The 23249-nt window shown below is 65.0% G+C and carries 22 protein-coding genes and 1 tRNA gene; 11 read left to right on the plus strand and 12 right to left on the minus strand.

All coding sequences use genetic code 11. The annotated features are described in order from the left end of the window. Positions 1 to 71: 71 nt before the first annotated feature. A complete protein-coding gene (gene lpxC, locus BDO18943_RS05195; protein WP_175021532.1) occupies positions 72 to 989 on the plus strand; it encodes a UDP-3-O-acyl-N-acetylglucosamine deacetylase in 918 nt (305 codons plus the stop codon). Positions 990 to 1083: 94 nt separating this feature from the next. Here lpxC and BDO18943_RS05200 read toward each other — a convergent pair whose 3' ends face one another. Then, positions 1084 to 1560: a DUF721 domain-containing protein gene (locus BDO18943_RS05200; protein ID WP_175021533.1), complete on the minus strand. Its 477-nt coding sequence runs from the start codon at positions 1558 to 1560 to the stop codon at positions 1084 to 1086. A gap of 256 nt (positions 1561 to 1816) precedes the next feature. Here BDO18943_RS05200 and secA point away from each other — a divergent pair, with 256 nt between their 5' ends. The 4 genes from secA (at position 1817) to BDO18943_RS05220 (ending at position 7330) form a co-directional block, all read left to right on the plus strand. Further along, on the plus strand, positions 1817 to 4615 hold the full coding sequence (gene secA / locus BDO18943_RS05205) for a preprotein translocase subunit SecA (RefSeq protein WP_043191460.1): 2799 nt from the start codon (positions 1817 to 1819) through the stop codon (positions 4613 to 4615). Between the two features lie 144 nt (positions 4616 to 4759). Further along, positions 4760 to 6001 (plus strand): bifunctional glutamate N-acetyltransferase/amino-acid acetyltransferase ArgJ, encoded by a 1242-nt coding sequence (argJ, locus tag BDO18943_RS05210; protein WP_175021534.1) that lies wholly within the window; start codon positions 4760 to 4762, stop codon positions 5999 to 6001. A gap of 19 nt (positions 6002 to 6020) precedes the next feature. Next, positions 6021 to 6890: an ATP-binding protein gene (locus BDO18943_RS05215; protein WP_175021535.1), complete on the plus strand. Its 870-nt coding sequence runs from the start codon at positions 6021 to 6023 to the stop codon at positions 6888 to 6890. Next, a complete protein-coding gene (locus BDO18943_RS05220) occupies positions 6887 to 7330 on the plus strand; it encodes an NUDIX domain-containing protein (RefSeq protein WP_175021536.1) in 444 nt (147 codons plus the stop codon). Before BDO18943_RS05215 ends, BDO18943_RS05220 begins: the two co-directional genes overlap by 4 nt. A gap of 60 nt (positions 7331 to 7390) precedes the next feature. Here the strand turns inward: BDO18943_RS05220 and BDO18943_RS05225 are convergent, their stop codons facing one another. The 7 genes from BDO18943_RS05225 to BDO18943_RS05255 all read right to left on the minus strand — a co-directional run bounded on the left by BDO18943_RS05225 (position 7391) and on the right by BDO18943_RS05255 (position 13907). Next, on the minus strand, positions 7391 to 7591 hold the full coding sequence (locus BDO18943_RS05225; RefSeq protein ID WP_027788444.1) for a DNA gyrase inhibitor YacG: 201 nt from the start codon (positions 7589 to 7591) through the stop codon (positions 7391 to 7393). Between the two features lie 25 nt (positions 7592 to 7616). Continuing rightward, the gene (gene zapD / locus BDO18943_RS05230; RefSeq protein WP_043191449.1) at positions 7617 to 8372 is read right to left on the minus strand and encodes a cell division protein ZapD; all 756 of its coding nucleotides are present in this window, start codon (positions 8370 to 8372) and stop codon (positions 7617 to 7619) included. A gap of 109 nt (positions 8373 to 8481) precedes the next feature. Continuing rightward, complete coding sequence (coaE, locus tag BDO18943_RS05235) at positions 8482 to 9090, minus strand: dephospho-CoA kinase (protein WP_175021537.1); 609 nt, start codon at positions 9088 to 9090, stop codon at positions 8482 to 8484. A gap of 1 nt (position 9091) precedes the next feature. Beyond that, positions 9092 to 10003 carry a prepilin peptidase gene (locus tag BDO18943_RS05240; protein WP_043191443.1) on the minus strand — a complete coding sequence of 304 codons (912 nt, stop codon included), beginning with the start codon at positions 10001 to 10003 and terminating at the stop codon, positions 9092 to 9094. Positions 10004 to 10048: 45 nt separating this feature from the next. Next, on the minus strand, positions 10049 to 11260 hold the full coding sequence (locus BDO18943_RS05245) for a type II secretion system F family protein (protein WP_175021538.1): 1212 nt from the start codon (positions 11258 to 11260) through the stop codon (positions 10049 to 10051). Beyond that, entirely contained in the window at positions 11257 to 12531 is a 1275-nt protein-coding gene (locus BDO18943_RS05250; protein ID WP_175021539.1) for a GspE/PulE family protein, read from the minus strand. The genes BDO18943_RS05245 and BDO18943_RS05250 overlap by 4 nt, the downstream gene beginning before the upstream one ends. A gap of 83 nt (positions 12532 to 12614) precedes the next feature. After that, positions 12615 to 13907 carry an HlyC/CorC family transporter gene (locus BDO18943_RS05255; RefSeq protein WP_051890409.1) on the minus strand — a complete coding sequence of 431 codons (1293 nt, stop codon included), beginning with the start codon at positions 13905 to 13907 and terminating at the stop codon, positions 12615 to 12617. Between the two features lie 309 nt (positions 13908 to 14216). Between BDO18943_RS05255 and BDO18943_RS43055 the strand changes: the two genes are divergently transcribed. After that, complete coding sequence (locus tag BDO18943_RS43055; protein WP_175021540.1) at positions 14217 to 14894, plus strand: hypothetical protein; 678 nt, start codon at positions 14217 to 14219, stop codon at positions 14892 to 14894. Between the two features lie 444 nt (positions 14895 to 15338). Here BDO18943_RS43055 and BDO18943_RS05265 read toward each other — a convergent pair. Then, a tRNA-Pro gene (locus BDO18943_RS05265) sits at positions 15339 to 15415 on the minus strand. Positions 15416 to 15590: 175 nt separating this feature from the next. Continuing rightward, positions 15591 to 16586, minus strand: a complete 996-nt coding sequence (locus tag BDO18943_RS05270; RefSeq protein ID WP_175021541.1) for a polyprenyl synthetase family protein — start codon at positions 16584 to 16586, stop codon at positions 15591 to 15593. 210 nt (positions 16587 to 16796) lie between these two features. Between BDO18943_RS05270 and rplU the strand changes: the two genes are divergently transcribed. The 4 genes from rplU to proB all read left to right on the plus strand — a co-directional run bounded on the left by rplU (position 16797) and on the right by proB (position 19906). After that, positions 16797 to 17108, plus strand: a complete 312-nt coding sequence (rplU, locus tag BDO18943_RS05275; RefSeq protein ID WP_006025184.1) for a 50S ribosomal protein L21 — start codon at positions 16797 to 16799, stop codon at positions 17106 to 17108. A 24-nt stretch (positions 17109 to 17132) separates the two neighbouring features. Continuing rightward, positions 17133 to 17396: a 50S ribosomal protein L27 gene (gene rpmA / locus BDO18943_RS05280; protein ID WP_006476999.1), complete on the plus strand. Its 264-nt coding sequence runs from the start codon at positions 17133 to 17135 to the stop codon at positions 17394 to 17396. 188 nt (positions 17397 to 17584) lie between these two features. Next, the gene (gene obgE, locus BDO18943_RS05285; RefSeq protein WP_175021542.1) at positions 17585 to 18697 is read left to right on the plus strand and encodes a GTPase ObgE; all 1113 of its coding nucleotides are present in this window, start codon (positions 17585 to 17587) and stop codon (positions 18695 to 18697) included. A gap of 90 nt (positions 18698 to 18787) precedes the next feature. After that, positions 18788 to 19906: a glutamate 5-kinase gene (gene proB, locus BDO18943_RS05290; protein WP_175021543.1), complete on the plus strand. Its 1119-nt coding sequence runs from the start codon at positions 18788 to 18790 to the stop codon at positions 19904 to 19906. Positions 19907 to 20005: 99 nt separating this feature from the next. Here the strand turns inward: proB and BDO18943_RS05295 are convergent, their stop codons facing one another. Together BDO18943_RS05295 and BDO18943_RS05300 are read right to left on the minus strand one after the other, a co-directional pair. After that, positions 20006 to 20614 carry a CNP1-like family protein gene (locus tag BDO18943_RS05295; RefSeq protein ID WP_043191420.1) on the minus strand — a complete coding sequence of 203 codons (609 nt, stop codon included), beginning with the start codon at positions 20612 to 20614 and terminating at the stop codon, positions 20006 to 20008. Between the two features lie 13 nt (positions 20615 to 20627). Beyond that, positions 20628 to 21275, minus strand: a complete 648-nt coding sequence (locus tag BDO18943_RS05300; RefSeq protein ID WP_011350862.1) for an RNA pyrophosphohydrolase — start codon at positions 21273 to 21275, stop codon at positions 20628 to 20630. A gap of 228 nt (positions 21276 to 21503) precedes the next feature. On the opposite strand from BDO18943_RS05300, the gene BDO18943_RS05305 reads away from it, so the two are divergent. Further along, positions 21504 to 23240, plus strand: coding sequence for a proline--tRNA ligase (locus BDO18943_RS05305; RefSeq protein ID WP_175021544.1), 1737 nt, complete (start codon positions 21504 to 21506; stop codon positions 23238 to 23240). Positions 23241 to 23249 lie beyond the last annotated feature (9 nt).

Genomic DNA, 23249 nt, shown 5'->3' on the forward strand with positions numbered 1-23249 from the left:
GGAATTACGCTATAATCTCCCCTATCGAATATAACTCCTGATTGATATCTTCAATCACGACGAAGAACATCATGCTGAAGCAGCGCACCATCAAATCCATCGTGAAGACCGTGGGTATCGGTGTCCACTCGGGCCGCAAGATCGAGCTGACGCTCCGTCCCGCCGCGCCGGGCACGGGCATCGTGTTCTCCCGCGTCGACCTTCCCACGCCCGTCGACATTCCCGCCGCGGCGACGTCGATCGGCGATACGCGGCTCGCGTCGGTGCTGCAGAAGGATGGCGTGCGCGTGTCGACGGTCGAGCACCTGATGTCGGCGTGTGCCGGTCTCGGCATCGACAACCTCTATGTCGACGTGACGGCCGAGGAAATCCCGATCATGGACGGCAGCGCGGCGACCTTCGTGTTCCTGATCCAGTCCGCCGGGATCGAGGAGCAGAACGCGCCGAAGCGCTTCATCAAAGTGAAGAAGACGGTCGAAATCCGCGACGGCGACAAGTTCGCGCGTCTCGATCCGTACTTCGGTTTCAAGCTGAAATTCTCGATCGACTTCCGTCACCCGGCCGTCGACAAGACCGGCCAGGAACTCGAGGTCGATTTCGCGAATACGTCGTACGTGCGCGAGATCGCGCGTGCACGCACGTTCGGCTTCGCGCATGAGGCCGAGATGCTGCGCGAGATGGGTCTCGCCCGTGGCGGCAGCATGGAAAACGCGATCGTGCTCGACGAGTACCGCATCCTGAACAACGACGGGCTGCGCTACGACGACGAGTTCGTGAAGCACAAGATGCTCGACGCGATCGGCGACCTGTACGTGATCGGCCATCCGCTGCTGGCGTCGTACACGGCGTACAAGTCGGGCCACGGGCTGAACAACGCGCTGCTGCGCGAACTGCTCGCGAACGAAGATGCGTACGAGATCGTCACGTTCGACGATCCGCAAGCCGCGCCGAAGGGCTTCGCGTTCGACATGCAGACGGCCTTCGCCTGACCTGCGTTCGGCGCAAGCAATAAAAAAGCAGCCTTCGGGCTGCTTTTTTTATTGGCCGGGCGCTGGCGCTGCCGGCGGCGCCAGCGTAACGCCGTCAGCGCGGCTTTGCGCCATGCCGGGCCGCCATCCGCGCGAGCGCGTCCTGCAGCGGTGACGGTTCGAGATGATCTGCCAGGTCGCGCAACGCGGCCGCGCCGACCGACGTCATCCGCGCCTGCTTCACGTGCGGCGGCTCCGGCGCATCCTTCGGGCGTATGCGCACGCGCAGCGTCGAGACCGGCCAGCCGCGCTTTTGCAGATCGCCGAGCAGCCGCGGCTCGACCTGCCGCAGCCGCGCGGCCAGCGCGTTGTGCGCCGCAAAGAGGGTCAGGGTCCCGTCCTTCACGAAGCCGGGCTCGATGTGGTTTGCCAGGTAGTCGGGCAGGAGTGCGGCGAGATCGCGCTGCAGCGACGCGATCTGCTCGACGCCGGCGCGCAGCGCCGCGAACGCGTCGGTGCGGCCGAGCACTTCCGACACGGGTTGCGGGCGATACGGGGCGAGCGGGCCGAAACGCTTGGAAAATCGGTTCATCGAGACATTCTTCGGGCGCGCACGCGCGCGGACGTTGACGCCGATTGTACCCGCGCGGGCCCGTGCACGGGCGGCTTTCGCCCCGTTGGCCCGGCCGTCGGCGCGCAGTGCCCGTCCGCCCGAGACACGGGCGCACGCTTCCCCGCGTGCTAAAATTCCTCGTTTGAGTCCACTAATTCGCTAAGCCGCCGAGGCTCGGGCGTCGGGGCGCGCAATACGCGCCGGGCGCCGGTGCTGCGACGCAGGATCCGATCCGATGACAACCGGTTTTCTCCAGAAAATTTTTGGCAGCCGCAACCAGCGGCTCGTCAAGCAATACCAAAAGACCGTCACGACGATCAATGCGCTCGAAACGCAGATCGAGAAGCTGACGGACGACCAGTTGCGCGGCAAGACGGACGAATTCCGCCAGCGAGTCGCGGCCGGCGAGTCGCTCGACAAGCTGCTGCCCGAGGCGTTCGCGGTTTGTCGCGAGGCCAGCCGCCGAGTGCTGAAGATGCGGCACTTCGACGTGCAGATGATCGGCGGCATGGTGCTCCACTACGGCAAGATCGCGGAAATGCGCACCGGCGAGGGCAAGACGCTCGTCGCGACGCTGCCCGTGTACCTGAACGCACTGGCTGGCCGCGGCGTGCACGTCGTGACCGTCAACGATTACCTCGCGCAGCGCGACGCTGAATGGATGGCGCGCCTCTACAACTTCCTCGGTCTGTCGGTCGGCATCAACCTGTCCGGCATGGAGCACGACCAGAAGCAGCAGGCCTACGCGGCGGACATCACGTACGGCACGAACAACGAGTTCGGCTTCGACTACCTGCGCGACAACATGGTCTACGAGACCGACGCGCGCGTGCAGCGAGCACTGAACTTCGCGGTCGTCGACGAAGTGGACTCGATCCTGATCGACGAGGCGCGCACGCCGCTGATCATTTCGGGTCAGGCCGAGGATCACACCGAACTGTACGTGCGGATGAACGCACTGCCGCCGCTGCTCGAGCGCCAGATCGGTGAAGAGAAGGCCGACGGCACCGGCGTCGAGAAGCCGGGCGACTACACGCTCGACGAGAAGGCCCGCCAGGTGTTCCTGACGGAATCGGGCCACGAGAAGGCCGAGCGCCTGCTCGCCGAATGGGGCCTGATCGGCGAGGGCGAGAGCCTGTACGCGCCGCAGAACATCACGCTGATGCACCACGTGTACGCGGCGCTGCGCGCACACACGCTGTTCCACAAGGATCAGCACTACGTCGTGCAGAACGGTGAAGTGGTCATCGTCGACGAATTCACCGGCCGCCTGATGGCCGGCCGCCGCTGGTCCGACGGCCTGCACCAGGCCGTCGAGGCGAAGGAACACGTGAAGATCCAGAGCGAGAACCAGACGCTCGCATCGATCACGTTCCAGAACTACTTCCGGATGTACGCGAAGCTGGCCGGCATGACCGGTACCGCCGACACCGAAGCGTACGAATTCAACGAGATCTATGGTCTCGAGACGGTCGTGATCCCGACCAACCGCCCGCCGAAGCGGATCGACAAGCAGGACCAGATCTACAAGACGGCCAAGGAGCGCTATGACGCGGTGATCCGCGACATCCGCGAATGCTATGAGCGCGGTCAGCCGGTGCTGGTCGGCACGACGTCGATCGAGAACTCCGAGCTGCTGTCGCACCTGCTGAAGCAGGCCGGGCTGCCGCACGAGGTGCTGAACGCGAAGCAGCACGAGCGCGAAGCCGCGATCGTCGCGGAAGCCGGCCGTCCGAAGCGCGTCACGATCGCAACCAACATGGCCGGTCGCGGTACCGACATCGTGCTCGGCGGCAATGCCGAGAAGCAGGCTGCGTTCATCGAGGCCGACGAAGCCATCCCGGCCGACGAGAAGGCGCGCCGCATCCAGCAGCTGCACGACGAGTGGGAAACGCTGCACGAGCAGGTGAAGGCCGCGGGCGGCCTGCACATCATTGGCACCGAGCGTCACGAATCGCGCCGGATCGACAACCAGCTGCGCGGCCGTGCGGGCCGTCAGGGCGATCCGGGATCGTCGCGCTTCTACCTGTCGCTCGACGATCCGCTGCTGCGCATCTTCGCGGGCGACCGCGTGCGTTCGATCATGGACCGCCTGAAGATGCCGGAAGGCGAGGCGATCGAGGCCGGCATCGTCACGCGCTCGATCGAGTCCGCGCAGCGCAAGGTCGAAGCGCGCAACTTCGACATCCGCAAGCAGCTGCTCGAATACGACGACGTGTCGAACGACCAGCGCAAGGTGATCTACCAGCAGCGTAACGAGCTGCTCGAAGCGCACGACATCACCGAGACGATCACCGCGATGCGTCATGGCGTGGTGACCGAAGTCGTCCGCCAGTTCGTGCCGGAAGGCAGCATCGAAGAGCAGTGGGACGTGCCCGAGCTCGAGGAAGCGCTGCGCAACGACTGGCAGCTCGACCTCGCGATCCAGGAAATGGTGAACGAGTCGTCGTCGATCACCGCCGAGGAGATCCTCGACGCCGTGATGACGGCCGCCGACGAGCAGTACGAGGCGAAGGTCGCGATGGTCGGCCGCGAATCGTTCAGCGCGTTCGAGCGCTCGGTGATGCTGCAGACGGTCGACCGCCTGTGGCGCGAGCACCTCGCGGCGCTCGACCACCTGCGCCAGGGTATCCACCTGCGCGGCTACGCGCAGAAGAATCCGAAGCAGGAATACAAGCGTGAAGCGTTCGAGCTGTTCGCCGCGATGCTCGAAGCGATCAAGCAGGAAGTCACGCGCGTCGTGATGAACGTGCAGATCCAGTCGCCGGAGCAACTCGAGCAAGCCGCCGAGCAGATCGAGGAGCGCAGCGGTCATCTCGAGAACGTCGAGTACCAGCACGCCGATTACGCGGAAGCCGGTGCGCCGGTGGCGAACGTCACCGCTGCCGCGGCGGCCACGGCGACGGCCGAGATGGTCGGCAGCGCGATGACGCACAGCGGCCCCGGCGGCGAAATGCCGAAGGTCGGCCGCAACGATCCGTGCCCGTGCGGCAGCGGCAAGAAGTACAAGCAATGTCACGGGAAGCTGTCATGATCGACGGCGGCGCGCATCACGCGTGCCGCTTCGTTCGCAGCTTCGAGTGAGTGATGTGAGTTGCGGCGGCCCGCGCGTGCGGCCGCCGGTTCTTCCAATCGATGCCGGCGCATGCCGGCATTTTCCATCCGGCAGGTGTGCCCCATGGCTGTCAATTTTCCGTCGATCGATCCCGCCCAACTGCATCCCGTCGCCGGCGTCACGCTCGGCTGGGCGGAAGCGAACATCCGCAAGCCGAATCGCAAGGACGTGCTGGTCATCTCCGTCGACGAAGGTGCGACGGTCGCGGGCGTGTTCACCGAAAACCGTTTCTGCGCCGCGCCGGTCATCGTCTGCCGCGAGCACCTGGCAAAGGTGCGCGCGGGCGGCGCGGGCATTCGCGCGCTCGTCGTGAATACGGGGAATGCGAACGCGGGCACCGGCGAGCCGGGCCTCGTGAACGCGCGCGAAACCTGCATGGAACTCGCGCGCCTCGCGGGCATCGAGCCGGCGCAGGTGCTGCCGTTCTCGACCGGCGTGATCCTCGAGCCGCTGCCGATCGACCGCCTGAAGGCTGGGCTGCCGGCCGCGCTCGCGAACCGCAAGGAAGCGAACTGGTTCGACGCCGCGCACGCGATCATGACGACCGACACGCTGCCGAAGGCCACGTCGCGCCAGGTGACGATCGACGGCCACACGGTCACGCTGACGGGCATCAGCAAGGGTGCGGGCATGATCAAGCCGAACATGGCAACGATGCTCGGCTTCCTCGCGTTCGACGCGAACGTCGCGCAGCCGGTGCTCGACACGCTCGTGAAGGAAGTGGCCGACCGCTCGTTCAACTGCATCACGATCGACGGCGATACGTCGACGAACGACTCGTTCATCCTGATCGCGTCGGGCAAGAGCACGCTGCCGGCGATCACGTCGACCGATTCGCCGGCCTATGCGGCGCTGCGCGATGCGGTGACGGAAGTCGCGCAGGTGCTGTCGCAACTGATCGTGCGCGATGGCGAAGGCGCGACGAAATTCATGACGGTGCAGGTCGAAGGCGGCAAGAATGTCGCGGAATGCCGCCAGATCGCTTACGCGATCGGCCATTCGCCGCTCGTGAAGACGGCCTTCTACGCATCCGACCCCAACCTCGGCCGGATTCTCGCGGCGATCGGCTATGCGGGCGTCGCGGATCTCGACGTCGACAAGATCGACCTCTATCTCGACGACGTGCTCGTCGCGAAGGCGGGTGGCCGCAACCCGGCCTACCAGGAAGAGGACGGCCAGCGCGTGATGAAGCAAAGCGAAATCACGATCCGCGTGCTGCTCGGCCGCGGCGACGCGCAGGCCACCATCTGGACGTGCGACCTGTCGCACGACTACGTGAGCATCAACGCGGATTACCGTTCCTGATCGGGAGCGGTCGAACGACATGGACAAACTTGAACAGTTTCTGACGCGCGCCGAAGCGTTGCTCGGTCGTCTCGAGGGGATGCTGCCGCCTGCACCGGCGGCGGTCGATTGGAATGCCGCACACGCGTTCCGCTGGCGCAAGCGCCAGGGGCGCGGCTATCTGCAGCCGGTGCCGGCCGTGTCGTCGATCACGCTCGACGATCTCCACAACATCGATCGCCAGAAAGGGCTGATCGAACAGAACACGCGGCAGTTCGTGCAGCAGAAGCCGGCGAACAACGTGCTGCTGACCGGCGCGCGCGGTACCGGCAAGTCGTCGCTGATCAAGGCGTGCCTGAACGCGTATGCGAAGGACGACCTGCGCCTGATCGAAGTCGACAAGGACGACCTGCATGATCTCGGCGACATCGTCGACTTGATCTCGCAGCGTCCCGAGCGCTTCATCGTGTTCTGCGACGACCTGTCGTTCGAGGAAGGCGAGTCGGGTTACAAGGCGCTGAAGGTCGCGCTAGACGGCTCGATCACCGCGCAGTCGGACAACGTGCTGATCTACGCGACGTCGAACCGCCGGCATCTGCTGCCCGAGTACATGAGCGACAACGAGACGTACAAGCATCTCCCGGATGGCGAGATTCACCCCGGCGAAGTCGTCGAGGAGAAGATCTCGCTGTCGGAGCGCTTCGGCCTGTGGGTCAGCTTCTATCCGTTCAAGCAGGACGACTATCTCGACATCGTCGGGCACTGGCTGCGCCATTTCGGCTGCCCGGATACGGAGATCGAGTCCGCACGCGGCGACGCGCTCGTGTGGGCGCTCGAGCGCGGCTCGCGATCGGGGCGCGTCGCGTGGCAGTTTGCGCGTGACTGGTCGGGCCGCAAGGAGCAAGCATGAGCGCGGATCTCGCACAAGGCGCGGTGCGCGCACCCGATGGCCGCAATGTGACGGAAGTCGCGGTCGGCGTGATGGTGCAGCCGGACGGCAGCTACCTGCTCGCGCAGCGGCTGCAAGGCAAGCCGTATGAAGGTTACTGGGAGTTTCCGGGCGGCAAGCTGGAGGCCGGCGAAAGCGTCGAGGACGCGCTTGCGCGCGAACTGCACGAGGAGCTTGGCATCGAAGTCACGGCCAGCCATCGCTGGCACACGCTCGAGCACGATTATCCGCATGCCTACGTGCGGCTTTATTTCTGCAAGGTGACGGGCTGGACGGGCGAGCCGCACAGCAAGGAAGGGCAGGCGTTCGTATGGCAGCAACTGCCGGTCGAGGTCGCGCCGTTGCTGCCGGCTGCGCTGCCGGTGCTCGAACTGCTCGAGAAGGAAGCGGCGTCGAACTGACGCCATGATGGCCTGCCGGAAAGGCGGGCCATATCACTAGCGGGCGGTGCCGCGCACCGCTCAGCTGTCGCGGCGGCCGTCCGTGCCGTCTTCTTCCGACGAGGGGCCCTCGTCGGAGGAGCCACCGATCCGGTACTTTTCCGCGGCCCATGCGCCGAGGTCGAGCTGCTTGCAGCGGGCCGAGCAGAACGGGCGGAACTGATTTTCGGGTGTCCAGCGCACTTCGGCGCCGCACGACGGGCATTTCACAACAGTAGTCATACGAAAGCGATCCGGCACGCGGCCGTTACAGATTGCATAGTGTCAGATGGAACGGCACGTCGATGTCCACCGCGCGCGGCCGCACATCGCCGTCCTGCATGGTGAACCGTACCCACAGCATGTATTTGTTGGCGCTCGCTTCGGGAATGACGCGTAGCTCCGGCGCTACACGCACCTGCATCAACTGGTAGGTGCGGCCGGACAGCATCTGCTGGTAGCTGCCCTGCATCGCCATGACCTTCGACGCCTGGCCCGATTCGCGCGCGAGCCGCAGCACGATCGTCACGGCGTCGCGCAGCGGCAGCATCGGCAGGATCCACTTCGCGATGTCCTGGCGCCGCTGCTCGGCGGGCCATTGCTGCCACGCATAGTACGACGGCAGGTCGAACTTGCACGTGCCGCCGGGAATCACTGCGCGGCTGCGGATGCTGGCGAGCCACTCGTTGTCGACGAGATGCTGCCCAGTCTTGCCTTGCATCTGCGCGAGATTCGCGAGCGTCTGCTCGATTTCGCCGAGCACGGCTTCGAGCGCGTTCTGCTCGATGCCCGGATTGCCGCGAAAGGGGGCGAGCGTCTGGCGCTGACGTTCGAGCTCCTTCATCAGATCCGATTTCAGATCCGCGCGGCCCGTTACCTCGGCGATTTCGAACAGCGTCGTCAGCGCGACGTGGTGTTCACGCGGGTCCTCCTGAGCCAAAAAGAACGCGAAGCGCTCGAAGAGATCTTCGAGGCGCAACAGCGTGCGAATTCGCTCGTTGAACGGATACTCGTAAAGAATCAAGCGCGCTCGCCTCTAGGGTAGGAATTGAAACAATGCAGGACATTCTAATGCTCACTCTCTACCCTAGCAACGCGCCAATTTCGTACACCATCACGATTGCGCACGATGCTCAGCGCGCGGCGGCTGCCAACCCGAGATAACGTTGGTGCAGTGCATCGACCTGCGCGGCGAGCGCGTCGGGCGTCGTCGCATCGTTGACGATCACGTCGTCGGCCGCCGCGAGACGAGCCTCACGCGTTGCCTGTTTCGCAATGATCGCTTCGACCTGCTCGCGCGTGAAGCCGTTGCGCTGCATCACGCGTGCGATCTGCGTTTCGACCGGGCAATCGACGACGAGTACGCGATCGCTGCGCGTCTTCCAGTTGCCTGACTCGACGAGCAGCGGCACGACGAACATCACGTACGGGCCCTGCGCGTCGCGCGCTTCGCGATCGGTCTCCGCGCGGATCAGCGGGTGAGTGATCGCTTCGAGGCGCCGGCGCGCGGCGTCGTCGCCGAAGATCAGTGCGCGCATTTTCGCGCGGTCGAGTGCGCCGTCGGCGGCAACGAAGCCGTGGCCGAAAGCCTGTTCGATCGCGGGCATCGCGAGGCCGCCCGGCGCGGTGATGCGATGGGCGATCAGATCGGTATCGACCAGCGACGCGCCGCGGGCGCCGAACAAATCGGCGACGGTCGTCTTGCCGCTGCCGATGCCGCCGGTGAGTCCAATTGCGAACATGTCAGCCTCCGAGCGCCGAATAGAAAGGGGTGCCGAAAAACAGCGTCGCGACGCCGCCTGCCGCGAGGAACGGGCCGAACGGAATCGGCTCCTCGAAGCGCATGCGGCCGCGCCAGGTCGCAACGAGCCCGACGATCGCGCCCGTCACCGCGGCGAACAGCACGACCTGCGGCAGCGCGGCCCAGCCCATCCATGCGCCGAGCGCAGCGAGCAGCTTCAGGTCGCCGAACCCGATTCCCTCGATGCCGCGCAGCCATTTGAACAGCCAGTAGATCGACCACAGGAACAGGTAGCCGGCCATGGCTCCGATCACGGCCGAGCGCAGCGACGTGAACGTGCCGCCGAGGTTCAGCACGAGCCCGGCCCAGAGGAGCGGCAGCGTCATCGAGTCGGGCAGGTAGCCGGTCCGGATATCGATTGCGCTCATGGCGAGCAGCGCGGCACACAGCGCGAACGCGGCAAGCGCGGCGACGGTCGGGCCGAATGCGGCGAGGGAGCCGGCGGCGAGCAGTGCGCACGCGAGCTCGACGAGCGGATAACGGATGCCGATCGCGTGGCCGCAGCGACGGCAGCGCCCGCGCAGCATCAGGTAGCTGACGAGCGGGATGTTTTCCCATGCGCGCAGTACATGGCCGCAATGCGGGCACGCGCTGCGCGGGCGCCACAGATTGTAGTGCGGCGGGTAGCCGTCGTCGGGCGGGGCGCTCGCGTTGCCGGTCGCTTCATCGATCTCGGCTTGCCATGCGCGCTGCATCATCACGGGCAGCCGGTGCACGACCACGTTCAGGAAGCTGCCGATGCAGAGGCCGATGACGGCCGCGAACGCATACTGCAACGCAGGCGGCAGCATCGCCAGCGCGAGCAGCGTACTCTCGGGCGAATCGGTAACGGCGTACAGGGGCGCTGGCGTCATGAGGCTCAAGGTTCGGACAAAAGGGCGACAGAATCGGTTGCGATGCTACACCACGTTGCCGAGCTGGAGGATGGGCAGGTACATCGCGATCACGAGGCCGCCGACGAGTGCGCCCAGCACGATCACGATCAGCGGTTCGCCGAGCGCGGCAAGTGCATCGAGACGCGCGTCGAGCTGGCGTTCGCATAGCGCGGCGATGTCGGCGAGCATCGTGTCGAGCGCGCCGGTTTCCTCGGCGACGGCGATCGGCTGCACGACGTCATCCGGAAAGCAGCCGGCCGACTGCATTGCATCCGCGAGACGCGCGCCGCGCAGCACGCGAGCCGCGATATGCGCGGTGGCGCGCTCGAACACCGGATGGCCGGCCGCGCGCTCGAGCGTGGCAAAGGCGTCGGCGAGCGGTACGCCGGCGCCGAGCAGCGTCGCAAGCGAGCGGCACCAGCGTGCGGCTGCGTACCGGCTGAGCGCACTACCCGCGAGCGGCGCGTGCAGCAGGTGCCGCGCGACCGCGTGGCGCAGCGGTGCCGACCGCCGCAGCGCGTAATGCGCGGCCAGCCCGGCTGCTGCCGTACCGGCAACGAGCACACCGCCCCACGCAGACAGCGCGGAGGACAGCGCGAGCAGCGCACGGGTCGGCGCCGGGAGTGCGGCGCCAAAACCGTCGAAGAGCTGCCGGAACGTCGGCACGACCCATACCATCAACGCGGCCGAGATCGCGACTGCGAACAGGATGACGGCCATCGGATAGGCGAGCGCGGCCCGCAGCTTGCGCCACTGCGCGTCGGCGCGCTCGCGGTGTTCGGCGACCCGTGTCAGCACGACGCCGAGCGAGCCGGACGCTTCGCCGACCTCGATCAACTGGCGATACAGCATGCCGAACTGCGATGGATAGCGTGCGAGCGCATCGGCGAAGCGCCGGCCGGCGAGGATCTCGCGGGCGAGACCCGCGGCGATGCGCGGCAGTCCGTCGCGCGGCCGCGTACGCGCGAGCATCTCGAGCGACGGCGCGAGCGGCAATCCGGCCTGTAGCAAGCTCGCGAGCTGGCGCGTGAAGCGTGTGACGTCCCGCGCGCCGGCCGTTGGCGGCCGGGCCGGCCCGCGGACGTCGAGCGACAGCACGGCGATGCCGTCGCGTGCGAGTGCGGCGCGCGCCGCGTCGATGTCGAACGCGATGACGATCCCGCTGCGTGGCGAGCCATCGCGACGGCGGCCGCGCCACGCGAAGCGGGTTTCGCGCGGCGGTGTGCGCATGCTCATGCCGCAGGTGTCGCGGCGAGGGCTTCGGCGATGCTCGTCGTGCCGTCGTGGACGCGCGCGAGCGCCGCATCGCGCAGACTGCGCACGCCTTCGGCTGCCGCGCATTGCGCGAGTTCGCCGACGCTCGCCCGTGCGACGATGCGCTCCGCCAGCCTGGGCGACACCGGCATCGTCTGATGCAGGCCGACACGGCCGCGATAGCCGATTCCATGACAGGTCGAACAGCCTCGCGCGACGAACGGCCGCCATCCGGCTGCGAGGGCGGCGGGGTCGCAGCCGGCCTCCCGCAGGACGGGTACCGGTGCGTCCGAGTGCACGCGGCAGGCGGCGCACAGCCGCCGGACGAGGCGCTGCGCGGTGACGAGGTGCAGCGCGGCCGCGAGGTTGTATGGTGCGACGCCGATGTCGAGCAGCCGCGCGACGGCGGCCGGCGCGTCGTTCGTGTGCAGCGTCGACAGCACCAGATGGCCGGTCTGCGCGGCCTTGATCGCGACGTCGGCCGTCTCCGCATCGCGAATCTCGCCGACCATGATGATGTCCGGATCCTGCCGCAGCAGCGCGCGCAGTGCAGTCGCGAACGTGAGCCCCGCCTTTTCGGCGACACCGACCTGGCTGATGCCGTCGAGCTGGATCTCGGCGGGATCCTCGACCGTGCAGACGTTGTGCGCGTCGCGGTCGAGCAACTGCAGCGCGCAGTAGAGCGACAGCGTCTTGCCGCTGCCGGTCGGGCCCGTGACGAGCACGAGGCCATGCGGCTCACGTATCGCGGCCTCCATCGCGGCCGCCTGCTGCGCGTCGAAGCCGAGGCGGGCGAGCGTGAGGTCGGGCGGCAGCGTTTCGAGGCGCCGCAGCACAAGCTTTTCACCGAACAACGTGGGCAGCGAACTGACCCGGAAGTCGCCGCGCGTACCGCCGTCGATCGCGATGCGCAGCCTGCCGTCCTGCGGGAGCCGCCGCTCGGCGATGTCCATGCGCGCGAGCACCTTGATCCGCGTGACGAGCGCGTCACGCAGATGAAGCGGCGGCCGCGCATGTTCGTGCAGCACGCCGTCGATGCGCAGGCGGATGCGCCAGCCGGCTTCGAACGGCTCGACGTGGATGTCGGATGCGTCGCGCACGCGTGCCGCGTGAAGCGTATCCGTCAGCAGCCGCACGGCCGGCGCATCGTCGAGCTGGGCCGCGTCGAGTGCGCGCAGTGCGGTGGCGGGCGACGCATCGGAGTGGGTGGGCGGCGGCTTGCGCAGCGGCGCCCCGGGAGGAGGGAAATGCATGTGAGCCGGCGCGCTGGCCGCCTGTTAACTGTGACCAGCAGATGGTCGCGCGTCTCGGGCGGCGCCGGCAGTCGGCCGTTCGGCTAGCGCGCGTTAGTACGTGCGGTGCGCGAGCTGCGCGGTTTGAAGAGCTTGACCGTGCGCACGGCCTGGTCATCGCTGCGCATCACCTCGAGCATCACGTCTCCAATTTTCAGGCACACGTCGTCTTCCGGAATTTCTTCGAGGATTTCGAGAACGAGTCCGTTCAGCGTCTTCGGCCCGTCGGTCGGCAGCTTCAGGTGCAGCCAGCGGTTCAGTTCGCGCAGCGGCATGCTCGCCGAGACGATGCATTCGCCGTTCTCGTCCCAGCCGCCCTTGCGTTCGCTGCGCGGCATCGACGTCGTGAATTCGCCGATCAGCTCCTCGATGATGTCTTCGGGCGTGACGAGCCCTTCGAGCTCGCCATACTCGTTGACGACGAGCGCGGTCCGCTGCCGCGTTTCCTGGAAAAACTGGAGCTGCTGAACCACCGGCGTGCCCGACGGCACGTAGTACGGCTCGGCGAGCAGCGTGCGCAGCGTCTCGCGGTCGAACTCCTGGTTGTGCAGCGCAGTCAGCGTCTTGCGGACGTGCAGCACGCCGAGCACCCTGTCGATGTCGCCTTCGTAGACGACGAGCCGGTTGTGGTAGCAGGTTTCGAGCTGGTGCAGGACGTCGTCGAGCGGTGCGTAGAAGTTGAGCGACTCGATCTGGCGGCGCGGCACCATCACGTCGTCGACCGTGATGTTCTCGAGGTCGAACAGGTTGAGCAGGATGCTGCGGTGCTTGGTCGGCATGAAACTGCTCGACTCGAGCACGATCGCGCGCAGCTCGTCGGCCGACATGCGCTGGTCGCGCCCCTTCTTCGTGTTGATGCGCAGCACCCACAGCACGCCGTTCGCGAGCGCGTTGACGAACCAGACGACCGGCTTGAACACGCGCATCAGCGGCGCGATCACGAGGCTCGCGGGCAGTGCGATGCGTTCGGGGAACGTCGCGCCGACGATCTTCGGCGCGATTTCCGCAAACACGATGATCAGGAACGCGACGATGCCGGTCGCGATCGACAGTGCGAGGTTGTTGCGGCCGAACGTATGCAGCGCGAGCGACGTCGTCAGGACCGGGATGATCGTGTTGAACAGGTTGTTGCCGATCAGGATCACGCTGAGCAGCAGGTCAGTGCGCGTGAGCAGCCCCTGCGTGGTCTTCGCGCCGAGCGCGCCCTGGGTGGCGAGATGCTTCAGCCGATGGCGGTTGAGCGCCATCATCGCGGTCTCGGAAATCGAAAAGAAGCTGGAACAGAGGAGAAGCAGGAAGACGGCGCCGATTTGCGCCCATAAGGGAATTTGGTCCACGCGTTGGAAGGGCAGTGAAGGACAGGAATGGAGGGAATATAGCAGAGGCCGGCGACCGTGATGTGTCTGACGGGGCCGCGCGCTCGGCAACTCTAGTCAATTCTCGGCAATTTGTAAAAATCTTCGATAACCTTTCACATCTATCAAGCGGTGGGCGCAAGCTTTGCGTTTCATGAAGCGGGCGTACAGTCGTGCGGCGCCTGCTGACAATTGACGAGACGCGCGTATGCCTATGACGGAGCAGGTCGTCTGGAGCGGGGCGAGTCGGACTTCGATACCCTGGCTTATCGACGGGACGAGCGCGGTCAGGTGACATCGGCTGTCGGCCTGCATCAGCCGGCCGAGCATTATCAATACAACGCGGTGATGAATCTCGCGGCCCACGGCAGGCAATCGCCAATCGATACACATCGATATTCGCGAGGCGGTTTGCCGGAGCAGGCAGGTCATCCGCGGTACAAGTGCGATGCCGAACATCAAGATACTGCAATGAATCCGACGGAATTCGACGTTTTGACCGCCATCCGAGGTGGGTGGCTCGCGAGTGTATTGCGTGGCGAGGCGTGTGTGTTCCGCACACCGCCCGAGATCAACGACGACATGCGTCCGACCGATCATGCGGAATTGCTGGAACGCACGTTGTATCCGCTCAGCCGAACGGAAGGTGTCGATTTCGTCCAGCGTGAACTCGAGAACGCTTTGCAAGCCGCATGCAATGACCCGGTGGGTGTCTTCTGTGCGATTCAGTGTTTTTACATGGCGCAGATGGACGAGCAGAGCGGCAGCTCGCCATTCCATCTGAATTGCGACCGGTTGCCGAAGCTTTTGGCATCGGCGTTCCTCAAGGAATCGGCAGGACTGCATGCGCTTGCGTTGCGGCCGAACGATCATCTATATGATCGCTCGTATCGTGTGACGCTATCCCGGATGCGCATGCTGGCAAAGGATTGCAGCATCGATTGGGGAGTTGCCTTGCCGCAACTCTGAAATTCCGGATTATCCGGCTGGCGATCGCGTCTTTCACTCTCCGCGAAGATCGGCAAGGACAGGTGCGCGAAGCCTTTGATGCGTGCCGGGAATGGTCTGGCGGGTCCGAGTAACAGGTTTCGGCTCCGGAGGTGGAGCGGAAAGTCCAACGAGGCCCGATCAATCCGGCCTTACGAAGTCCGGAGCTTGAACTGAGAGATTGCGTGAGCGCAGGATTCCGTATTTCGCGAGGCTGGATGTTTTCGCTTTGGCGTCAATCCGCCCGCGCCGGCGGTTTTGGGGATAGTCTGTTTCGTGCCAAGCACCGGCGCCATCCGGCGTTTGGCGATGTATGGAAAAGCGGGCAAAAAAAAATGCCCCGTCATTCGACAGGGCATTCTTTGTACAGCGTTGACTACAACATCAAGCTGAAAAGGATCGGTGTTTCGATGATCCTTGAAAATCTGGTCGGGGTGAGAGGATTCGAACCTCCGGCCTCTACGTCCCGAACGTAGCGCTCTACCAGGCTAAGCTACACCCCGATTTACTCTTCCGATTTCACGGTTTTCTTTAAAACCGCTGCGTCGTCAAGCAAGAACATAACTATAACGACGTTTCTTCAAAAAGGGAAGCCCCTGGAGAAGAAATTTTTCGAGACAGGTGATTTTCCCGTGTCGAACGTACGTCGCAGCCGGGGCAGCGACGTACGACATGCACTTACGACTGCCGCGACGTCGAGTACGAGCACAACGTGAGCAGGCTTTCCTTGTAGATCGAATCGGGGAACGCGGCGATCGCCGCCGCTGCCGCCTGCGCTTCCTGGCGTGCGCATTCGAGCGTGTGATCCAGTGCGCCCGAGCGCGTGATCGCTTCGAAGATCGTGTCGAAGCGATCGGTGCCGCCCTGTTCGATCGCCTCGCGTGCCAGCGCCGACTGCTCAGGCGTGCCGCGTTCGATCAGATAGATGAGCGGCAGCGTCGGCTTGCCTTCGCGGAGGTCGTCGCCGGCATTCTTGCCCATTGCCTCGACGGTGCCCGCGTAGTCGAGCCAGTCGTCCATGATCTGGAATGCGGTACCGATCCGGCGGCCGTATTCGGCGGCGGCGGCCTCGGTCGGCGCATCGGCGCCCGCGAGCACCGCGCCCAGGCGGGCCGACGCCTCGAACAGCTTGGCCGTCTTGTAGCGGATCACCTGCATGTAGCGCGTTTCGTCGACGTCCGCGTCGTGCATATTGAGGAGCTGCAGCACCTCGCCTTCCGAGATGATCGTCGTGGCTTCGGACAGGATCTCCATCACGCGCATCTTGCCGACGCCGACCATCATCTCGAACGAGCGTGAATAGAGGTAGTCGCCTACCAGCACGCTCGCGGCGTTGCCGAACAGCGCATTGGCGGTCTGGCGGCCGCGGCGCAGCTCGGATTCGTCGACGACGTCGTCATGCAGCAGCGTGGCCGTGTGGATGAATTCGACGACGGCGGCCAGCACGTGCCGCTGGTGCGACGTCTCGCCGAGCGCACCGGCGACGAGCAGCAGCAACGCCGGACGCAGCCGCTTGCCGCCCGCGCCGATGATGTACTCGGCGATCTGGTTGATCAGCAACACGTCGGACGCGAGGCTTTGCCGGATAACGCGATTCACCTGCTCCATGTCACTGGTGATCGGAGCGAGCAGGTGGGCGGCGCTGAGGGTGGGGGAGGCGGTGGACGACGACATGATGATGGAATTGGGTGATGCGGCGGATTATAAGGCGAATCCGAGATATCCCGGTCTGTGACACGTGCCGCAGCCGCGAATTTGGCCATTCGGCCGAGGCCGGCACACGGCAATCGTCGATGGGTTTTGACTTCGGCGCTAAGCCCATGTATAATCACGTGTTTTCCGCGCGTGGTGTGCGGAAAATTTGGATCCAGAGTGAGGTTCTCAATGTACGCGGTCATAAAAACCGGCGGCAAGCAGTACAAGGTTGCCGTTGGCGAAAAACTCAAAGTAGAACAGATACCGGCTGACATTGACGCTGAAATCACGCTCGACCAGGTTCTCGCAGTGGGCGAAGGCGAATCGATTAAGTTCGGTACGCCGCTGGTCAGTGGGGCTTCCGTCAAGGCCACCGTTGTGTCGCACGGTCGTCATGCCAAGGTCACCATCTTCAAGATGCGTCGCCGGAAGCACTACCAAAAGCACGGCGGCCACCGCCAGAACTACACTGAGCTGCGCATCGACGCGATCAACGCGTAAGCGCCTCGGTAAAGGAGCAATCAGATGGCACACAAAAAGGCAGGCGGCTCTTCCCGGAACGGCCGCGACTCCGAGTCGAAACGTCTCGGCGTGAAAGTGTACGGCGGCCAGGCAATCAATGCCGGCGGCATCATCGTGCGTCAGCGCGGTACGCGCATGCACGCAGGCGAGAACGTCGGCATGGGCAAGGATCACACCCTGTTCGCGCTGGTCGACGGTCACGTCAAGTTCGCGACGAAGGGCGCGGATAAGAAGCATCTGGTCATCGTTGTCCCGGCGGCTGCCTAAGTTCAGGCACCCAAGGGCTTCGTAGCCGAAAGGCCCCGCAGTCTTCGCGGGGCCTTTTTTTATTTGGCCGCCGGGCGCGTGTGCGTTCGGGCGGCCATCGCGCAACCGGCGTACGATCGGCCGAACGGCAGATTGTTCAAGCGTGCCGGTGCGCGGCACAATAGCGGAAATACTGGGCGGAGTGACGAATGAAGTTCATTGACGAAGCACGAATCGAAGTCATCGCCGGAGACGGAGGCGATGGCAGCGCGTCGATGCGCCGCGAGAAATTCGTCCCGTTCGGCGGGCCGGACGGCGGCGACGGCGGCCGGGGCGGTAGCGTGTACGCGATCGCCGACCGCAACATCAACACGCTGATCGACTACCGTTACGCGAAGAAGCATCTGGCGCGCAACGGCGAAAACGGGCGCGGCTCGGATTGCTACGGCAAGGGTGGCGACGACGTCACGCTGCGCATGCCGGTCGGCACGATGATCAGCGACATGGATACCGGCGAGCTGATCGCCGACCTGACCGAGCACGACCAGCAGGTGATGCTGGCGCAGGGCGGGTCCGGCGGGCTCGGCAACCTGCATTTCAAGTCGAGCACGAACCGCGCGCCGCGCCAGAAGACGGACGGCAAGCCCGGCGAGCGTCGCATGCTGAAGCTCGAGCTCAAGGTGCTCGCCGATGTCGGTCTGCTCGGCATGCCGAACGCGGGCAAGTCGACGTTCATCTCGTCGGTGTCGAACGCAAGGCCGAAGATTGCCGACTACCCGTTCACGACGCTTGCGCCGAATCTTGGCGTGGTGCGTGTCGGCCCGAGCAAGAGCTTCGTGATCGCCGACATCCCGGGGCTGATCGAGGGTGCCGCCGAAGGCGCGGGCCTCGGCCATCAGTTCCTGCGCCACCTGCAGCGCACCGGCGTGCTGCTGCATCTCGTCGATCTCGCGCCGTTCGACGAAAGCGTCGATCCGGTTGCGGAAGCGACGGCGATCGTCGGCGAGCTGCGCAAGTACGACGAAGCGCTCTACGAGAAGCCGCGCTGGCTCGTGCTGAACAAGCTCGACATGGTGCCGGAAGACGAGCGCAAGGCGCGCGTCGCGGATTTCCTCGAGCGCTTCGAGTGGGACGGCCCCGTGTTCGAGATCTCGGCACTGACGGGCCAGGGCTGTGAAGCGCTGTGCTACGCGATCTTCGACTACCTCTCCGAACATTCGGACGCGCATCGCGCGGCGGAGGCGGAAGATCTCGCGGCGGACGTGCGCTTCCGCGACGCGCCGCCTGCCAAAGGCGATGTGACGCCGGGCGACGACGCCTGAGTTGTTCCGGAACGCGCCGGGCGTGCCGCCCGGCGTCGGCGTTCAATCGCGTCCGGCCGGGCAGGCATCAGATACAGGAGACAGTGCAGGATGCGTTCGATCATCGCGGATTCGAAGCGATTGGTGGTGAAGGTGGGTTCCAGCCTAGTGACCAACGACGGCAAGGGGCTCGATCATGCAGCAATCGGCCGCTGGGCGGCGCAGATCGCCGCGCTGCGTGCGCAAGGCAAGGAAGTCGTGCTCGTCAGTTCGGGCGCGATTGCCGAAGGGATGCAGCGGCTCGGCTGGAGCAAGCGGCCGCGGGAAATCGACGAGTTGCAGGCCGCCGCCGCAGTCGGCCAGATGGGGCTCGCGCAGGTCTATGAGAGCCGCTTCACCGAGCACGACATCCGCACCGCGCAGATCCTGCTCACGCATGCCGACCTGGCAGACCGCGAGCGTTACCTGAATGCGCGTTCGACGCTGCTGACACTGTTGCGGCTTGGCGTCGTGCCGATCATCAACGAGAACGACACGGTCGTCACCGACGAAATCAAGTTCGGCGACAACGACACGCTCGGCGCGCTCGTTGCAAACCTGATCGAAGGCGATGCACTGATCATCCTGACCGACCAGACGGGGCTGTTCACGGCCGATCCGCGCAAGGATCCGAGCGCGACGCTCGTTGCGGAAGCCAGCGCAGGCGCGCCGGAACTCGAGGCGATGGCGGGCGGTGCAGGCTCGAGCCTTGGCCGCGGCGGGATGCTGACGAAGATCCTCGCGGCGAAACGTGCGGCGCACAGCGGCGCGAATACCGTGATCGCGAGCGGCCGGGAGACTGACGTGCTCGTGCGTCTGGCGGCCGGCGAGGCGATCGGCACGCAACTGATCGCACGTACCGCGCGGATGGCGGCGCGCAAGCAGTGGATGGCCGACCATCTTCAGGTGCGCGGCCACGTCGTGATCGACGCAGGCGCGGTCGAGAAGCTGACGGCCGGCGGCAAGAGCCTGCTGCCGATTGGCGTGGTCGGCGTGCAGGGCGCGTTCGCGCGCGGTGAAGTCATCGCGTGTGTCGATCCTGCCGGGCGCGAAGTGGCGCGTGGGCTTACGAACTACAGCAGTGCGGAGACGAAGCTGATTCACCGCAAGCCGAGCGGCGAGATCGAATCCGTGCTCGGCTACATGCTGGAGCCCGAGTTGATCCATCGCGACAACCTGGTGCTGGTGTGACCATTCGCGTCTTCGGTTCCGGCCTTCAAATGTAAAAGCCCGCGTGATGCGGGCTTTTTTCATGCGGCGTACAGGCGGCACGGCGGGCGCCGCGCGCCGTCAGCGCAACTGGCTCATCGCGGTGCGGTGAAACCGGATGTTCTCCAGGATCTGCTGGGTCGTGCCCTGCGGCATCTTGTTCGAGCAGAAGTAGTCCTGATAGAGCGCCGAGTGATAGGCATTCAGCTCGCCGTTCTCGATGCGCCGCCAGTCGTTCTCGACCGTGCGATCCCAGCCGTCGTGTTCCGAATTCAGGCCGGCATACTGGCGCCACTCGTAAGTGTCGCAGCGGATACCTTCGTAGTTCACGTTGCGCGCACCGGCCGGGCTCGTGATGACGACTGCGAAGCGCACGACGCCATCGGTGCCGACCGCGAGCGACTTCGCATCGACGAAGAACTTGAGCGGCGTGTTCTGCGATACGTTGAACGGCAGCAGGTCACCCGCCTGCGGCAGCGGCGGCAGCGAATCGACCGCGTTTTCCTTCCAGGTTCCCTGGCGGTCCAGCAGATACACGAACTCGCTGTCGTCCTTGTTGGTCGGCGTCTTCGAATTCGCGCAACCTGCCAGCGTGGCCACCGCGGCAATCGATGCGAGCGCGAGAGCAATCGCTTTCAATATGCATTCCTCGTAAAAAAAGGGCGCGACACCAAGGTCGCGCCCGGTCATGCAGTTCGATTCGTCATTTACCGACGATCACGTGGGGCGGCATCTCGTCGAGCGTGCTCGCTTCCACTTCGATCTCCGAACAGACTACCGATGTGTCGACAATCGTCAGCGTCTGCTGGGCCTGCACGCCAATGACGCGCGGATAGCGCGACAGACGCGGCCCGCGCGGCTTCTCGGCTCGCTGCGCCGGGCGGCGCAGGAAGCGCGACAGTTCCGTCAGCGCCAACTGATAGACATCCCGCTTGAACTCGATCACCGCATCGAGCGGCACCCAGTACTCGTTCCAGCGCCACGCATCGAACTCCGGGTGGTCGGTCGCGCGCAAGCAAATGTCGCAATCGCGTCCAACCATCCGCAGCAGGAACCAGATCTGCTTCTGGCCGCGGTAATGACCGCGTACTTCGCGTTTAATGAACTTGTCAGGCACCTCATAACGCAACCAGTCGCGGGTGCGGCCGATTATCTTGACGTGTTCCGGATGCAGGCCCGTTTCCTCGTGCAGTTCCCGGTACATCGCCTGCATGGGGGTCTCGCCGTACTTGATCCCACCTTGAGGAAACTGCCAGGAATGCTCGCGGAGCCGCTTGCCCCAAAACACCTCGTTGCGCGCGTTCAAGAGGATGATGCCGACGTTCGGGCGAAAGCCTTCACGATCCAGCATACAACCACCTTCGAATCCTTTAAAATTGCTTTGATTATAAACAGATAACGGGCGCTGCGCACCGTGACGGAGCGAATCCGCGCGGGGCGTGCCGATTGAATTGTCCCTGATTAGTCTGCTACGTCGTCTGCGCCATCGTCGTTCATCGTTGTTCGCCGCGCGCAGCTTTTTCACCTTGAAACTTTTTCGGGCGCCCCGCCTGGGGGCGCCGTTTTTGGAACCGTCCGCATGAAAGCTTCCCGTTTCTTTATCGGCACCCTGAAAGAAGCACCCGCCGACGCAGAGATCGTCAGCCACAAGCTGATGGTGCGCGCCGGCATGATCCGTCGTGTCGCCGGCGGCATCTATAACTACCTGCCGGTCGGCCTGCGTTCGATTCGCAAGGTCGAGGCGATCGTGCGCGAGGAAATGAACCGGGCGGGCGCCATCGAGCTGCTGATGCCGGCCGTGCAACCAGCCGAACTGTGGCAGGAATCGGGCCGCTGGGAACAGTACGGCCCCGAGCTGCTGCGCTTCAAGGACCGCAAGGACAATGACTTCGTGATCGGGCCGACGCACGAGGAAGTCATCACCGACATCGCGCGCAACCAGATCAAGAGCTACCGGCAGATGCCGGTGAACTTCTACCAGATCCAGACGAAGTTCCGCGACGAGATCCGCCCGCGCTTCGGCGTGATGCGCGGCCGCGAATTCATCATGAAGGACGCGTACTCGTTCGACAAGGATGCGGCCGGCCTGAACGAGTCGTATCGCAAGATGTACGACGCGTACGTGCGCATTTTCACGCGCCTCGGCCTGGAATTCCGCGCGGTCGCGGCCGACAGCGGCTCGATCGGCGGCAACTTCTCGCACGAATTCCACGTGATCGCCGACACCGGTGAAGACGCGATCGCCTACTGCCCGACGTCCGAATTCGCGGCGAACATCGAGGCGGCCGAAGCACTGCCGCTGATCGCCGAGCGCGCGGCGCCGGCCGAAGCGATGGAGAAGGTCGCGACGCCCGGCAAGGCGAAGTGCGAAGCCGTCGCCGAACTGCTGGCCATCCCGCTCGAGCGCACGATCAAGTCGATCGTGCTCGCGACCGACAACGAAGGCGCCGAGCCGACCATCTGGCTTGTGATGCTGCGCGGCGATCACGATCTGAACGAGATCAAGGTGTCGAAGCTGCCGGGCCTGAAGAACCACCGCTTCGCGACCGAACAGGAAATCGTCGAGTGGTTCGGCACGCCGCCGGGTTATCTCGGCCCGGTCGGCACGAAGAAGCCGGTGAAGGTGATTGCCGATCGCACGGTCGCGAACATGAGCGACTTCGTCGTCGGCGCGAACGAGGTCGACTATCACATCGCGGGTGTGAACTGGGGCCGCGACCTGCCGGAGCCGGACGTTGCCGACGTGCGCAACGTGAAGAAGGGCGATCCGTCGCCGGACGGCAAGGGCGTGATCGACATCTGCCGCGGCATCGAGGTCGGCCACGTGTTCCAGCTCGGCACCAAGTATTCGGAAGCGATGGGTGCGACGTTCCTCGACGAATCGGGCAAGCCGCAGCCGATGCTGATGGGCTGCTACGGCGTCGGCGTCACGCGTATTCTCGGCGCGGCGATCGAGCAGAACTTCGACGACAAGGGCATCATCTGGCCGGAATCGATCGCGCCGTTCGAAGTCGTGCTGTGCCCGATGGGCTATGACCGCAGCGACATGGTGCGCGAGACCGCCGACAAGCTGTACGCGGAACTCGTCGCAGCCGGCATCGACGTGATCCTCGACGACCGCGGCGAGCGCCCGGGCGTGATGTTCGCCGACTGGGAGCTGATCGGCGTGCCGCATCGCCTCGTAATCGGCGAGCGCGGGCTGAAGGAAGGCAAGATCGAGTATCAGGGCCGCCGCGACGCCGAAGCGACGCTGCTGCCGGCGGAATCGGCCGCGGCCACGGTCGTGGAGAAGATCCGCGCCGCGCTCGCGCGCTAAGCGCACCGA

The organism is Burkholderia aenigmatica (genome assembly GCF_902499175.1).
GTDB lineage: Bacteria > Pseudomonadota > Gammaproteobacteria > Burkholderiales > Burkholderiaceae > Burkholderia > Burkholderia aenigmatica.

Coding starts and splice junctions, on each gene's coding strand:
- argJ (WP_175021534.1), top strand. CDS start 4,760: ATGGCTGTCAATTTTCCGTCGATCGATCCCGCCCAACTGCATCCCGTC.
- BDO18943_RS05225 (WP_027788444.1), bottom strand. CDS start 7,591: ATGACTACTGTTGTGAAATGCCCGTCGTGCGGCGCCGAAGTGCGCTGG.
- BDO18943_RS05300 (WP_011350862.1), bottom strand. CDS start 21,275: ATGCTGGATCGTGAAGGCTTTCGCCCGAACGTCGGCATCATCCTCTTG.
- BDO18943_RS05220 (WP_175021536.1), top strand. CDS start 6,887: ATGAGCGCGGATCTCGCACAAGGCGCGGTGCGCGCACCCGATGGCCGC.
- coaE (WP_175021537.1), bottom strand. CDS start 9,090: ATGTTCGCAATTGGACTCACCGGCGGCATCGGCAGCGGCAAGACGACC.
- proB (WP_175021543.1), top strand. CDS start 18,788: ATGCGTTCGATCATCGCGGATTCGAAGCGATTGGTGGTGAAGGTGGGT.
- BDO18943_RS05240 (WP_043191443.1), bottom strand. CDS start 10,003: ATGACGCCAGCGCCCCTGTACGCCGTTACCGATTCGCCCGAGAGTACG.
- BDO18943_RS05250 (WP_175021539.1), bottom strand. CDS start 12,531: ATGCATTTCCCTCCTCCCGGGGCGCCGCTGCGCAAGCCGCCGCCCACC.
- BDO18943_RS05215 (WP_175021535.1), top strand. CDS start 6,021: ATGGACAAACTTGAACAGTTTCTGACGCGCGCCGAAGCGTTGCTCGGT.
- obgE (WP_175021542.1), top strand. CDS start 17,585: ATGAAGTTCATTGACGAAGCACGAATCGAAGTCATCGCCGGAGACGGA.
- BDO18943_RS05245 (WP_175021538.1), bottom strand. CDS start 11,260: ATGAGCATGCGCACACCGCCGCGCGAAACCCGCTTCGCGTGGCGCGGC.
- BDO18943_RS05270 (WP_175021541.1), bottom strand. CDS start 16,586: ATGTCGTCGTCCACCGCCTCCCCCACCCTCAGCGCCGCCCACCTGCTC.
- BDO18943_RS05295 (WP_043191420.1), bottom strand. CDS start 20,614: ATGACCGGGCGCGACCTTGGTGTCGCGCCCTTTTTTTACGAGGAATGC.
- lpxC (WP_175021532.1), top strand. CDS start 72: ATGCTGAAGCAGCGCACCATCAAATCCATCGTGAAGACCGTGGGTATC.
- rpmA (WP_006476999.1), top strand. CDS start 17,133: ATGGCACACAAAAAGGCAGGCGGCTCTTCCCGGAACGGCCGCGACTCC.
- BDO18943_RS05305 (WP_175021544.1), top strand. CDS start 21,504: ATGAAAGCTTCCCGTTTCTTTATCGGCACCCTGAAAGAAGCACCCGCC.
- secA (WP_043191460.1), top strand. CDS start 1,817: ATGACAACCGGTTTTCTCCAGAAAATTTTTGGCAGCCGCAACCAGCGG.
- rplU (WP_006025184.1), top strand. CDS start 16,797: ATGTACGCGGTCATAAAAACCGGCGGCAAGCAGTACAAGGTTGCCGTT.
- BDO18943_RS05200 (WP_175021533.1), bottom strand. CDS start 1,560: ATGAACCGATTTTCCAAGCGTTTCGGCCCGCTCGCCCCGTATCGCCCG.